13 protein-coding genes and 1 rRNA gene are annotated in these 14,085 nt (G+C 43.7%); 5 read left to right on the top strand and 9 right to left on the bottom strand.

Annotated features, from left to right (window positions below):
* Positions 1-5: 5 nt before the first annotated feature.
* A complete protein-coding gene (locus M2387_RS24475; RefSeq protein ID WP_259053235.1) occupies positions 6-1,004 on the top strand; it encodes a LacI family DNA-binding transcriptional regulator in 999 nt (332 codons plus the stop codon).
* Positions 1,005-1,044: 40 nt separating this feature from the next.
* Here the strand turns inward: M2387_RS24475 and M2387_RS24470 are convergent, their stop codons facing one another.
* The 4 genes from M2387_RS24470 to M2387_RS24455 form a co-directional block, all read right to left on the bottom strand.
* Positions 1,045-2,010 (bottom strand): AEC family transporter, encoded by a 966-nt coding sequence (locus M2387_RS24470; RefSeq protein ID WP_409040406.1) that lies wholly within the window; start codon positions 2,008-2,010, stop codon positions 1,045-1,047.
* A gap of 233 nt (positions 2,011-2,243) precedes the next feature.
* Entirely contained in the window at positions 2,244-3,347 is a 1,104-nt protein-coding gene (locus M2387_RS24465; RefSeq protein WP_259053233.1) for a Gfo/Idh/MocA family protein, read from the bottom strand.
* 32 nt (positions 3,348-3,379) lie between these two features.
* Positions 3,380-4,681 carry an MFS transporter gene (locus M2387_RS24460; RefSeq protein WP_259053231.1) on the bottom strand — a complete coding sequence of 434 codons (1,302 nt, stop codon included), beginning with the start codon at positions 4,679-4,681 and terminating at the stop codon, positions 3,380-3,382.
* A gap of 181 nt (positions 4,682-4,862) precedes the next feature.
* Positions 4,863-5,753, bottom strand: coding sequence for a dihydrodipicolinate synthase family protein (locus tag M2387_RS24455; protein ID WP_259053229.1), 891 nt, complete (start codon positions 5,751-5,753; stop codon positions 4,863-4,865).
* A gap of 422 nt (positions 5,754-6,175) precedes the next feature.
* On the opposite strand from M2387_RS24455, the gene M2387_RS24450 reads away from it, so the two are divergent.
* Entirely contained in the window at positions 6,176-7,663 is a 1,488-nt protein-coding gene (locus M2387_RS24450) for an MFS transporter (RefSeq protein WP_409040404.1), read from the top strand.
* Positions 7,664-7,726: 63 nt separating this feature from the next.
* Here the strand turns inward: M2387_RS24450 and M2387_RS24445 are convergent, their stop codons facing one another.
* From M2387_RS24445 to M2387_RS24430, 4 genes are all read right to left on the bottom strand, one after another.
* Positions 7,727-8,605 carry a MurR/RpiR family transcriptional regulator gene (locus tag M2387_RS24445; protein ID WP_259053226.1) on the bottom strand — a complete coding sequence of 293 codons (879 nt, stop codon included), beginning with the start codon at positions 8,603-8,605 and terminating at the stop codon, positions 7,727-7,729.
* Between the two features lie 171 nt (positions 8,606-8,776).
* Entirely contained in the window at positions 8,777-9,241 is a 465-nt protein-coding gene (gene nanQ / locus M2387_RS24440) for an N-acetylneuraminate anomerase (protein ID WP_259053224.1), read from the bottom strand.
* Between the two features lie 162 nt (positions 9,242-9,403).
* Positions 9,404-10,276, bottom strand: coding sequence for an N-acetylmannosamine kinase (gene nanK, locus M2387_RS24435; protein ID WP_259053223.1), 873 nt, complete (start codon positions 10,274-10,276; stop codon positions 9,404-9,406).
* A gap of 12 nt (positions 10,277-10,288) precedes the next feature.
* A complete protein-coding gene (locus M2387_RS24430) occupies positions 10,289-10,969 on the bottom strand; it encodes an N-acetylmannosamine-6-phosphate 2-epimerase (RefSeq protein WP_259053222.1) in 681 nt (226 codons plus the stop codon).
* Between the two features lie 277 nt (positions 10,970-11,246).
* Between M2387_RS24430 and M2387_RS24425 the strand changes: the two genes are divergently transcribed.
* The 3 genes from M2387_RS24425 (at position 11,247) to M2387_RS24415 (ending at position 13,741) form a co-directional block, all read left to right on the top strand.
* Complete coding sequence (locus tag M2387_RS24425) at positions 11,247-12,392, top strand: N-acetylneuraminate epimerase (RefSeq protein WP_259053221.1); 1,146 nt, start codon at positions 11,247-11,249, stop codon at positions 12,390-12,392.
* A 38-nt stretch (positions 12,393-12,430) separates the two neighbouring features.
* Positions 12,431-13,123 carry an oligogalacturonate-specific porin KdgM family protein gene (locus tag M2387_RS24420; protein WP_409040401.1) on the top strand — a complete coding sequence of 231 codons (693 nt, stop codon included), beginning with the start codon at positions 12,431-12,433 and terminating at the stop codon, positions 13,121-13,123.
* Between the two features lie 372 nt (positions 13,124-13,495).
* Complete coding sequence (locus tag M2387_RS24415; RefSeq protein ID WP_259053220.1) at positions 13,496-13,741, top strand: DinI family protein; 246 nt, start codon at positions 13,496-13,498, stop codon at positions 13,739-13,741.
* A gap of 264 nt (positions 13,742-14,005) precedes the next feature.
* On the opposite strand, the gene rrf is transcribed toward M2387_RS24415, so the two are convergent.
* Positions 14,006-14,085, bottom strand: a 5S ribosomal RNA gene (gene rrf / locus M2387_RS26025); the annotation flags it as partial.

Here is a 14,085-nt window from a genome sequence, read left to right as displayed (position 1 = left end):
CGTCAGTGAATATTAAAGAGATTTCAAAGCTAGCGAATACCTCTCCTTCCAGCGTATCCCGAGTGATTAACTCCTCGGGATACGTCAAAGATGAAGTCAAAACACGTATTCTTAAAGTGCTGGAAGAAACCGGCTACAGGCCCAATGCATTTGCCAAAGCGCTTCACTCAAAAAAGAGTCATACCATTGGGGTGATTTTACCGAAGATTAATGCCACCTCTTCCGGGGAAAACGTCTCGGGTATTGATCAGTTTTTCAGCGCTAAAGGTTATAGCTTGCTGCTAGGTAATACCGATCATCAGGTGAAAAAAGAGTTAGCCTTTCTCGATGTGTTTAAAGAAAAACAGGTCGACGGTATTATTTTTATCGCCACATTATTAACGGCTGAACATCAGAAAAAATTTAGAAAACTCGGCATTCCCGTCGTCATCATCGGCCAGGAATCTCCTGAAGATATTCCCTGTGTATTGTTTGATGAGTACCATGCCACTAAAGAAATGGCTCAGCACCTTCTGGCGACGGGCAAACAACGTATTGCTTTTATTGGTGTCGATGAATGGGATATTTCAGTAGGCGTTCTGCGACATAAAGGCTACTGCGATGCACTAAAAGAACAAAACCTGACGCCTGACCCGGGGTTATTCGCCAAAGGTGACTTTACCCATCAAAGTGGTTTTGTCGCCTGTCGTCAGATTATGGAAAATAATACGGTCATGCCTGATGCCATCTTTGCTGCCAGTGACAAAATGGCTATCGGGGCGATGAGCTATTTATTCTCAATCGGTTTACGCGTTCCTGAAGATATCAGTATCTGCGGTGTCGGCGGCGGAACCTTAGCGCAGTTTTATAATCCGAAGCTAACAACTCTGGCCTACGATTATAAACAGTCCGGAATTATTGCTTCTGAACTATTGTTCCGCCAGCTGGATAATTCCTCTGCCGACACATTGATGCCACATAAAACCTATATCCCTTATGAACTGGTGATTGGAAAAAGCACTTAACCTGTCAGTAGAGGGTTGAGGTACTCAATCCCCCTCTCACTCAGGGATAAAACTGCGTCATCAGCATCATTAATAATGGCGTAGTCAGGGCTGAGAGCGCGGTAGTAAACAGGGTACTGGTTGCCGTCGCTCCCTGCATAACGCCAAACTTCTGCGCCATCAGATATACATTAATCCCGATAGCCATAGATCCTAACAGAACCACAACCTTGGCTTCAGCAGCAGGCAGGCCGATGGCAAGGGCAATAATAGCGATAACCAGCGGCTGTACGACCAGTTTTAACAGGCAAATCGCATAACTTTCCCGTAGCCCATCACGAATGTTGTAGCGTGATAAACTCATACCCAATGAAATAAGAGAAAGTGGTACCGCCATGCCTGCAACCATGCTCATGGGCTCCTCGATAACATAAGGTAATGGCCGATGCAGCAGGCTCCAGAGCATGCCTGAAATAATGCCGATGATGATGGGATTTTTAAAAACGCTGATAAGGGTTTTCAATACGCCCTGTAGAGAAAAATGCCCGCTACGCGCCCACTCTACCGATGCCGTCACCAGCGTCCATAGAATCAAACTGTTAAAAATCAGTACCAGTGCAATAGAAGGTAATGCCTGCGGTCCCAGTAGTAACGTGGCAATAGGTATACCTAACATAACATTGTTGGAAAATATTCCGCCCAGAGCAAAGACTGAGGAGGAGACAGGGTCGATATTAAAAAAACGTCTCGCAACGACTCGTCCTATAGCATAGACGATAAAACACCCACCAAAATAGGCAACCAGCAGCCCGAAGTTAACCGGTGGTGTTTTGTAAAATCCGCTCATTACGGTAAATAGCATGCAGGGTATAACAACGTTAAAACATAAGCGGTTAAGCCCTTCATTCACGCTTATCGGCCAGCCTGAAAAACGTCCTAGTCCGTAACCTGCACCAATGAGTATAAACAGGGGAAGTGATAAAGAAATTTGGTGGATCAGTTGGCTGGTTAAACTTACGGTGATCACAGTATATAAACCTTAAAAAATCGACGGCCAAAAATTAACTAAGATAGCGTTTAACTTTGCAGCTAAAAGCGCATCCACGCAATAGGGTCGAAAGCGGTATTATTGTGAATACAAGGAGGCGGCAAAGCAATCTAACCGGAATGACAATCTGTACCAGCGGTAAGTGATAAAGGTTAACCGCCCACGGCAGAGAGCCGCAGGCGATATAACAGAAGCATTATTGATAAATAATCTTAACCCGTAATATCGGTAACCTTCACTTTGCTACCTTCATTTGCTGAACGCGTTGCAGCATCTGCCGTCGCAATAACGGCAGTGGCGGCTTCTCCAGTTAAGAGTTTGACGAACTCTTCATCGGGCTCCATACCATTGATGATGTTGTGCAGATACTGCATTTCCAGCTGCATAATAGAAAACAGCCACATTGGCGTGCGTTTACCGGGTTTACCATAAGCGATAGCACCATCCATTTCGTTAGATTGATTCGAGGCTCGGCGATCGTCGTCCTCTTCCTGGGTTTGATGGACCAGGAAAGGCGTCTTTTTACCTTCAAGATACAGGGTTCCCGCAGTATCTTGCATATCAATACGAATCGCACCTTTCGTTCCCTGAATCAAGACGTAATGTTCCGGGTAATGGAAAGCTGACCCCCATTGCAACGTAGCAAAGCGGCCGCTGTGAAATTCACAGGTAATAAAAATAACGTCATCTTCATCACCAAAACCTTCGCTATTGTGCGCAACATTCCCCGCCGACATAGAGACAGTCTCAGGGACTTCATCCATTAAAAACAGTACGCAATCTAATTCATGAATATGGTGATACAAATGACCGCCCGATTTAGCACGGATCTTTTTCCATGAAATCGTTGCCTGTGCTTCCTCCCACCCATTACGCTTAGTATCAATAGTCAGAATATCGCCGATAACGCCTTTTTTTATTAACTCTTTGGCATGCCGAACACCGTTAAAGAAATTCATCACATGGCCTGCCATAAAGGTGACACCCGCACTTTTACAGGCATCAACCATCTCTTTGCAATCGTGATAGTTAAGAGCAATCGGCTTTTCACAAAAGACATGTTTGCCATTTTTAGCCGCTGCCAGCACCGGCTCTTTATGCTGATTATTGGGTGAAGCAACAATGACACAATCAACGTCTTCACGAGAGCAAAGCTCTTCCATAGTTGCGGTGGCAACACAATTAAGTTCTTCGGCTATCGCTGCCGCATTTTCAGGATCATATACGGCAGTGACTTTTGCATTTTTAACCTGACTCATTATCCGGGCCAGATCGGCACCAAAATACCCTGTACCGACTACACCATATCTTGTCATTTATTATACCCTCGGTATTTAATTCGTTAAGCTTAGGCTTCTTCAACAGATATTTTTTTAGCTTTACTAAGATAAATTCGTTCCCGACGGGCTTTTAATATATCCGGAATAGAAAAACCAAGAATAATTAAAATTGTTGCTGTCCAGAACGCTACAACGAAAGTTAATGCAGAACCTAATCCGAAATAAACACCAATATAGGTTGCAGCCATTGAATTAAATGTTCCGGATGTTGCCGCCAGATTGTAGATTAACCCGACGCCTAATCCGCGTACTTCAAGTGGAAAGTAGTCATATAATAATTTAGGCACCAGCCCACCGACGCCAACATTGGTAGCCATGAGCCCAAACAAGCAGGTACCCAGTAAGAAATAGTTATCCTGAGGAATATGAAACAGTGGGAAAATAAAAATAAAGGAAGCCAGTAACCCTATCGAGAATGTTTTTTTCAGGCCAATTTTATCGGCCAGCAGCCCCCAGCAGATATTACCTATAACCGTACCCAGAGCGGCTGCAGTCATGAGGTTAGAAACAACTTTGGTATCAAAATTGGCCTCCACGAGATAGCCGGGAAGCAATCCAAAAATCGGCCAGTTAGCACCAAAAATAGCAAACAAGATAAGAAAAACAACACCAGTCAACGGTAGCTGAGCGCCGTTAAATAGCCCTTTTATCGCAGAGGAAAAAACCTGCCAGGAGCCTTGTACCGGCTTACCCTGTTTTTGCTTCTGAGCTTCTTCCCACTCTCTGGACTCGGGGGATTTTGAACGAATATAAAAGACTAACAGAACGGGGAGAAGTCCGACAAAGAAGGCATTACGCCAGCCGTAGTGTTCGGCGAAGGCTGGCATAAAATAGGCAGCAAGAATATTACCGATACCAAACCCACTGACCAGAAAGGCGCTGGCTTTCGCTTTCAAATGTTTTGGCCAGCTTTCAACCGCATAAGTTGAAGCGCAGGCATATTCACCCGCCATTCCCATTCCGACAATAAACCGACATGCTACCAGAGTATAAGCGCCCATCGCCATGCCGCTTAGCCCTGTACCTACTGAATAGACAACTATCGACCACATCATTAGCGGCTTGCGACCAAATTTATCAGCCAGCAGGCCAAATACTGCACCACCGAATGGCCGACCAATAAATGCCGCAGTCGCGAGAAACGCACCTTCCATATTATTGAGACCGAGATCAACTTTAATTAAGTGCATAATATAAAAGATCAGCATAAAGTCGAAACCATCAAAAACATAACCTAGCCATGCAGAAAATAGTGCTTTTTTTTGAGGGGGTGTTATTTCTCGATACCAGGGGAATAATTTTATTAACATTGGCGGTTCCTTAGTGACTATTATTATTTAAATTTATTATTTGCAACACTCACTTATTAATTCATAAAGGCCGTACAGAAAAACGCCCTAAAGAGTTTATTAGTTTTAAATATAATCGACTTAAAAGCGGGATTTTACCGCAGTAAAATCCCGTAATGGAGAATAGTTATATGCAAGAAAATTATATAAAATCAGCCGCCATAAATGCCTCAATCGCTGCTTTTTTCTGCTCGCTAGTCATCGGGCGTAATGGACGACGAGGATCTCCTGCATCGATACCATGTAACTGCATGGCGACTTTCCCGGCCGCAACACCACCGTATTGCACCAGTACGCGGATAATCGCTATGACTTTATCCATACAAGCCGCGACGTCCTTCATATCGCCACGATTAAAGCTATCTATCAGGCGATGGTATAACGGTGCCGCATAGTTGTAGGTACTACCAACAGCGCCTGTTGCACCACATGCTAGCCCGGCAGGTAAGAACTCATCGACACCGAATGGAATATCAAACTGGCCGTTATTAACACGTAAACAGCGCTGATATTCATACATGTCACTGGAGTTAAATTTCATACCTGTCAGGTTTGGAATACGCTCACCTGCCAGCAACAGAAATTGTTCCATATCGATGCTTAAACCCGACATACCTGAGTGGTAGTAATAAAAGCCTTTTGAAGGTGCAGCCTCAGCGTTAATTCGGCAATATTCAACCAGGTCTTCAACATTACCGGGCTTAAAGAAGCATGGCCCAATCACTGAGGTGGCAAAAATATCCAGCGTCTCTGCATGTCGGCTCAACTCAAGGGAATCAGCAATACTCAGCGCTCCGGTATGTAGCGTGATACTCAGTTTTCCCTGACTTGCTTTTACCCAGCGCTCAGCAATTTTTTTACGCTCTTCAACAGAGCAATGGATACCCTCTCCGGTGGTTCCGCAAACGTAAACACCCGTTACTTTTTGAGCCACAAGATGCTCAGCAATCTGATCAATCACAGGATAGTTAACGCTGCTATCAGCGTTAAAAGGAGTATGTGGTGCAGCAATCAAACCTGTCAGTTTTTCCATATCAGCCTCTTCGGTGCTTTACTTCTAAATTTAAAATGGAATGAAATTACACTCCATACTAGAACCATTTATCACCGGTTGCAACTCCGCCTCTGCCCGTTCAAAAAGCAATTCGGTAAAGTGTGAGGAAAACCACATTAACGAAGCTATAAGCATAAGATAACCGTATGTTTTATATATTTTTAAAGACCCATCTGTAAGCAATTGAATGCAATGATGATTAGAAGTCTCTGTTTGTGAAAACTTTTCATCATTTTTGACCATGTTCACAAATAATCTAATACGCTCTTGCGGAGTTTTAGTTATTCAATATATGTTTCAGTGGAGTTTGACTCCAAAAATAATTTCAGGATGTAGTTTTCATCGGAAAGATTATCCACCTTCTATCTCGTTACACACATTGCTCGTTACAGGAGAGCAGGATGAGTACCATAAAAAACAGTACTGTCTGGTATAAAAGTATAAATAAATCACAATGGCGTGCATTTTCCGCAGCATGGATTGGTTATTTACTGGATGGATTCGACTTTGTTCTTATTGCTTTGGTATTGACTGATATTAAGGTCGAATTTGGTTTAACAACGGTAGAAGCAGCAACGTTAATTTCAGCCGCTTTTATCTCACGCTGGTTTGGCGGATTAATGATCGGCGCGATGGCAGACAAATATGGTCGTCGCCTGGCAATGATTACCAGTATTGTTCTCTTCTCATTGGGTACGCTCGCCTGTGGTCTGGCACCGGGCTATACCGCGCTGTTTATCGCGCGCTTGGTTATCGGTATAGGTATGGCGGGAGAATATGGTTCCAGCGCCACCTATGTTATTGAAAGTTGGCCTAAACATTTACGTAATAAAGCAAGTGGCTTTTTGATCTCAGGCTTTTCGGTCGGTGCGGTTGTCGCAGCTCAGGTATACAGTGTTGTTGTCCCTGTCTGGGGCTGGCGTTCGCTATTTTTCATCGGTATTTTACCTATCGTTTTTGCACTTTGGTTACGGAAAAATATTCCCGAAGCCGAAGACTGGAAGAAACGCCAGGCAGAGAAAACCCCAGTTCGCACCATGGTAGATATTCTTTATCATGGCAAAAAAGCAACTATCAACATAGCTACAACAGCAATTGCTGCGGCAGCATTGTGGTTCTGCTTTGCTGGCGGAGTGAGTAACCCTTTAATCATCACGATTCTGGGATTAATATGCGCAGCTATCTTTATTAGCTATATGGTGCAAAGTACCGGAAACCGCTGGCCTACTGGCGTGATGCTGATGATTATCGTGCTCTTTGCTTTTCTCTACTCCTGGCCAATCCAGGCGCTGCTCCCGACCTATTTAAAAACAGACTTGGGATATGATCCAACTGAAGTTGCTCGTGTGCTCTCCTTTAGCGGCTTTGGCGCTGCGGTCGGCTGTATTGTTGGCGGTTTCTTAGGTGACTGGGTAGGAACGCGTAAGGCTTATGTCTACAGCCTGCTAGCATCACAATTCTTGATTATTCCAGTATTTGCAATCGGTGGTGAAAATCTGTGGTTGCTGGGCGGACTGTTGTTCTTCCAACAAGTTCTTGGTCAAGGTATTGCGGGGATATTACCTAAATTGATTGGTGGATACTTCGATACCGATCAGCGCGCGGCGGGCCTGGGCTTTACCTATAACGTCGGCGCATTAGGCGGAGCGATTGCACCAATACTTGGAGCGCTGGTAGCCCAACGTCTGGATCTTGGCACAGCACTTGGCTCACTATCCTTCGGACTGACCTTCGTTGTTATCCTGCTCATTGGTCTGGATATGCCATCACGCGTACAACGCTGGATCCGTCCGGAAGCGCTCCGCACACATGATGCTATTGATGGTAAACCTTTTAGCGGAGCAATCACTAAAGGCAATCAGGTAAATACCGCCGTAGACAGTAAGTAGTAAACATGAAGGTTTGGTTTACAAATAACCCGGGCCAGACCCGGGTTATCTTTGTTTATCCTGTCAGGATAAGTTAAGCGCCGACATAGTGCGTAACTTACTCTCCCGCGCCTGTTCTGGCGCAGCCTGAACTAATAAGGTGTACAGCAAGTCGAGCACAAAAAGTTGCGCAGTTTTGGTTCCGATAGAATCCCCCTGCAACATTCCCTGCCGATTACCGTTGATCAGACAAAAATCTGCAACTTCGCTGAGCGGCGAGCCAAGATTATGAGTGAGTGCGACAGTTGTCGCGCCGCCCTGCCTGGCCAGTTTTAATGTATGCACAGTTTCTTGCGACTCACCTGAGTGGCTGATAGCGATAGCGACATCGCCTGCTTTTAATAATGCTGCCTGCATATACATAAAGTGATTATTAGTCACAGCATCAACCCGTAAACCTATACGCATCAATTTATGTTTCATATCTTCGGCCGTTATTCCTGACGACCCGACGCCAAAAATATACACCGAGTTGCTGGCACGTAAGGCATCAACCACTTTACCCACTTGCACCATATCCAGTAAGTTGAGCGTTTCAGACAGTACGTTATTAATCGTATTTTGTAGTTTTAAACCAATAGTATGGGCGTCGTCCGAGGTGCTGATTTCAGCATCCAGCATAGGGCTACTATTATTGGGTTCTGCCGTCGCAAGCTCAATGGCAAGATCCATTTTAAACTCATGGAATCCCTTATATCCTAGCGTTCGACAAAAACGAATAATCGTTGCTTCCCCTGCTTGTGTCTCACGCGATAATTCAGCAATTGATAGCTGAGTCGCATGGCGAGGAGACGTCAGAATATATTGGGAGATACGCTGAGCGGCGCGCGTCAGGCTATTTTGCATCGCGCCAAGCGTATCAAGTATTTTTCCGGGTTTAAGACGTGGGGATTGAGGAGGCATAGATCTCCTGATAATAAGTCATTCTGACGTTAAAAATAGGCGATACCGAATAGTCCATAGCCTACCCGGTTTAGGGTGAGAAAAAAAGCGCGATGTAAGCAAGAGGGGAAGAGCTTACACCGCATTGCGAGAAGTATAGTCTCGTTTTGAATAGTACTAATGATGAGATAGCTAAAGACAGCGGTGATGTACTTTAATGACTACCTTAGTGATCGTTTGCTCAACCTTGCTGATACAACCAGGTTTATGAGGTTCGCCGGGAAAAAATACTGCAAGCATGCCGGGTTCCATGGTGAGTGACTGCACCGGTTCGACAACATCACAAAGCTGATAGTCGTCATCCTGGTGGTAAGTATCCGGTTCAACGGCGGCATCCAGCGGACCAAAATCAATACGTTCGCTTCCGCTCAGTAATATCTGTATATCCAGATATTCTCGATGCTGTTCATAGCGCTTAGTATCATACTTCAGGGTATCGAAGGTCATTACGTTCATAAATACAGTATCGCCCTCAATCTCATAACGCCCTGCGTCGAGAGTTTCTGGTTGAAACGTAAGTGCCCGTTTGATGATATTAACCAATGTTTCACAGAGGCCCGTCTGTTTATCCAGATGTGATATTTTACCTAAAATCATGGTGTCACCATTCGCTTGTAATTATACAATATTTATATTTCTGTCATATGGATGAGAAATAAATATCCAGAGTTAATAATAAAAAGAGCAGCCATTACGCCCTATTTTATTATTTCGCTGTCGAAGACAAATAAATTAATCATAAAATACTATTTTAGTGATTTAATCTTCATCGCTCAGCCATAATGCTGCGCCCATCAAACCGGCATCATGCTGAAAATGAGCCGAGATAATAGGAACATGAAAAGCAGGTGGTAATTGAGTTAATAGCATCTCAACTTGCTCGCGATAATTTAGTGCCAGGCCAATACTCCCGCCCAGTACGACACATTCAATATCCAGGAGTGCTTTAAGGTTAGCGATTAACTGACAGATAGCCTGGGCGGAACGAGTCACAAGTTGCTGTGCATGCTGATGGCCAGATTGTGCCGCGAGAAAAATAGCTCTGGCGTCTTTACCCAGAAGATCCTGCCTGGCGGCAGCAGCAATGGCTCGACCAGAGGCAATAGCTTCAACGCACCCAGTTCGCCCACAGCCACAAAGCGGCCCCAGGGGATCAGCCTGACAATGGCCAAGATGGCCGGCAAAAGCATGGGACCCGGTTAATAATTTCCCATTAATAACAACACCGCCACCGACACCGGTAGATATTGTTATGAACACCATATTCTGGATATCTGTTGATAGCCGGGAATATTCAGCCCAAGCCGCTGCTTGTGCATCATTCAATAAGCTACAAGGCAATCCGGTGAGCGCTTCTATTATTGACTGAAGTGGAAAAGCATTCAGTCCCCCCAGATTATCCGGATTCAACGCCGTCAGAATACCCTTATCAATAATACCCGTCGAAGCTACCGCAACACGGGTGGCAAGATGCTTATAGGGTTTAACCAGGAAAGACAGAGCATACTCAAGATCGGCGGGGGTAGTGCTGCCTGGCGTAGGTATTTCTCTGCGTTGTGTTATTTCATGGTTTTCATCTATAAGCGCAGCCGCAAGCTTGGTACCACCGATATCAATAGCCAGTGTTTTCACAGGACACTCCAATTAACGTTTCACTGCGTCGCTAAACCAATGGCAAATATGTTCGATACGCGTTATCGCTGAACCGACCGTTACCGCCCATGCCCCATGATCCATTGCACTTGCCGCCAATGAAGGAGAATTATAACGTCCTTCAGCAATTACACGACAACCAGCCTTGCTGAGCGCTAATACCATATCCAAATCTGGATCGGTTGGCGTAACAGGCCCGGTATATCCCGAAAGCGTGGTGCCAATAAATTCGACACCCTGGCGTTGACAAGAAAGCCCCTCTTCAACAGTTGCACAGTCAGCCATCGCAAGTAATCCATGGTGTCGAATACGTTCCAGTAAAGGGACTATCTCGACTGGACGAGGCCGGAATGTAGCATCAAAGGCAATGATATCAGCTCCGGCACTGGCCAAATCGTCAATATCTTCCAGGTAAGGTGTAATCCGTACAGCTGAATCAGCAAGTTCGCGTTTAACGATACCGATAATAGGTACCTGAATGAGCGGGCGAACTACCTTTAGATTTTCGATACCTTCGATACGGATACCAATAGCACCCGCAGAAACAGCCGCCTGAGCCATTGCTGCAATAATTTCTGGCCTATCCATCGGGCTTTCAGGAATGGGCTGGCAGGATACGATTAATGCCCCGTTATCACATGCATTTTGTTCAAGCTGGGTTATGAGTGACATTCTGCTTTACCTTTCCCTTGTCAAATGAAGCTAAACTCCAAAAAATAATACACCTCGGAGCAATGCTACATCAAGGGATAAAAGAAAAAACTGTGAACAGGGTCAACCAGGAGACCTGCAGCTGATGATACCTGATGGAACAGATTCTTTTTAATCTGACTAATTTTTGTTATCTATCACATTTTGAAATAAATTGAGTTGAATTAAACACCAAATGATCACTAACTACGGAGCATTACTCCATCGGTGTTTTATGTCTGTCACAGGATTAAATTTTATGATGCTCAATAAAACTATGTGCTTAGTAACTTTTCTTATTTCGGCTTGTTTCATCACATCTGCTCAAGCAGAGAGTTTACCTGAAATCCCTGTCCCTATAAAAAATGGTACAGGTACTATAGATGATAATGGAGTAATTTATATTGGACTGGGAAGTGCTGGTTCAGCATGGTATAAGCTTGACCTTAAAAAAAATGATAAGACATGGAAAAAAATAAAAGATTTCCCGGGTGTATCTCGTGATCAACCTATTTCAATGATGCTCGATGGTAATCTTTTTGTTTTTGGTGGTGTGGGTAAAGAAAATAATTCAACTACACTCAGAGTATTACGTGATGTCTATAAATATTCACCGCAAAAAGATAGCTGGGAACGTGTTAATACTGAAGCACCTGTAGGCCTGACTGGACATACTGGCACTAATATTAATAGTAATACAGCCTTAATCATCGGCGGTGTGAATAAAGATATCTTTGATAAGTACTTGCTTGATATAGAGAATAATAAAGACAATGAAAAGGCTAAAAACACAATTATTAAGCAATATTTTGATAAGCCAGCAGAAGACTATCGCTTCAACAAGACGGTTCTTATTTATAATGCTAAAGAGAATAAATGGGGTAGTCCAGGAGAACTTCCATTCAATGCTACAGCGGGATCATCATTAGTTAATAAAGACAATCAAATAATCCTGATCAATGGTGAAATCAAACCCGGGCTACGTACCGATAGCGTTCATTATGCGGTACTGGAAAACGCTAAGATAAGATGGATCTCAAGCGATGCTCTTCCTCCTTTGCCTGGCGATAGATACCAGGAAGGTTTAGCTGGTGCATTTTCTGGGGTCAGTAACGGTGTGCTGCTGGTAGCTGGTGGTGCTAACTTCCCGGGTGCAAAGGAAAACTATCTGAATCATAAATATTACTCCCATGAAGGACTTAAAAAGACCTGGCATGATGAAGTCTATGGTTTACAAGAGGGTCAGTGGAAATATCTGGGGAAAATGGCACAACCTGCCGGCTATGGGGTCTCCATTAACTATGGCAATGATATTTACCTTTTGGGCGGGGAAAATAATCAAGGCAAACCGATATCATCGGTGACGACCATTAAAATGGTCGATGGTAAATTAACGACAGAATAAAACTTATTTAAATCATTTAATTGGCAAGGTATCTGGAAATGAAAAAATATAATACATTATTATGTATAGGATCTCTTATTGCCTGTACAACATCACTACAGGCTGCAACACTTGATTTTCGCCATGAGTATGCGGACTCGACAAGAATAAATAAGGACCGAATTGCAGTTATTGAGACATTACCCGGCGGTGTAGGTTTCTATGTTGATGCCAGCGTTAAATCTGGTGGAGTAAATGGTGAACAAGATAAGTTTCTTAGTGATGTTGTGACTAATGCCATCGAGCTGGGTATTAACTATAATTATAAATTAACTACTAATATTGTGTTACAGCCTGGATTTATTTTTGAAAGTGGTACAGATACCTCTATCTATAAGCCTTATTTAAGAATGCAATATAACTTTGATTCTGGTATCTATATTGCAGAGCGTTATCGCTATGATTATGCCAGAAAAACAGCGAACAATGTTGATGATGAAAAAACAAATCGCTTTGATACTTTTTTTGGCTATTCTAACAATCTGCTAAAAATAGATTATAATTTCACCTGGATGGATAGCGATCAAATTAAATTTAATAATAAGAAAACAAACTATGAGCACAACGTAGCTTTCTTATGGAAACTCAATAAGTCTTTTAGCCCATATATAGAAGTAGGTAACGTTGGCGTAAATAAAAATAGTAGCGATAGACAGACTCGTTATAGAGTCGGGTTACAATATAATTTCTAATACTGTTAATTGATAGAAAGAATACTGTTATTTGTTTGAATGTAGTGGATTACTGACCCACTACATTCTGCCAGCCGTAAAACAGCACTGACTCAGTCTATTATAATGCCTTAACTCAATAGAGAATCTTCTCATCCAGCCCCCCTGACCAGCCTTGCAGACCGATTGATCCTCTCAGCGAACGGCGAATTTATTTCTCACATATCACACAAGATCGCTCTTCCTGTACTGAAAATACGCCTATAATCAGATGGGTACCTTACGCCTGAATGGAATTCTGTACGCCTTTTCGACGTATAAACCCACTATCTATTCTCGCAGATTTTTATTTATCGCCTTTTTGGAAAAGGCGTTTAGCCAGAGGAACAGTGTATGGATATTACAATCAATCTTGCTGACACCGATATTACAAAACTTTCTGAACAACAATATGACGCCTATGCCTCTGAACTGAGAGCCAGGGTTAAAGAAATCTATCCAGAAAGCCACCTGATTATTACCCATTACGGCGATGTAACCCACTCTGTAGTCGATGGATTCCATGATAATGAGAAAGTACGTATCGTTATTCATGAACTACAGCAGGACGTATTTTCAAAGGGTTACTGGCGTAAATAATTATTGCTCCCTTGCCGGGAAGACTTATAACAGCAAAGCATGGAAACCCCAGTCGTCAGACTGGGGTTTTGTTTGTAGCCTTTTAGCTTTCCCCTGATACCGCGTTGGCCGCACTCGGTTAGTTCAGTCACATACTGAAGTAGGCTCCTTCATAACCTCCCTTGCCGCCTTGTCTCAGCGCAAAATCCTGCGGACGTATGAGTGTTTTCCCGATTACAGACGCAAAAAAGCCCAGTCTTTCGACTGGGCTCTTGCTTATTTGATGCCTGGCAGTTCCCTACTCTCGCATGGGGAGACCCCACACTACCATCGGCGCTACGGCGTTTCACTTCTGAGTTCGGCAT

Origin of the sequence: Klebsiella sp. BIGb0407 (genome assembly GCF_024807845.1) — a bacterium.
GTDB lineage: Bacteria > Pseudomonadota > Gammaproteobacteria > Enterobacterales > Enterobacteriaceae > JGM124.
The sequence above is the reverse complement of the archived record's forward strand: the minus strand, read 5'-3'. Positions and strand labels throughout refer to the sequence as shown.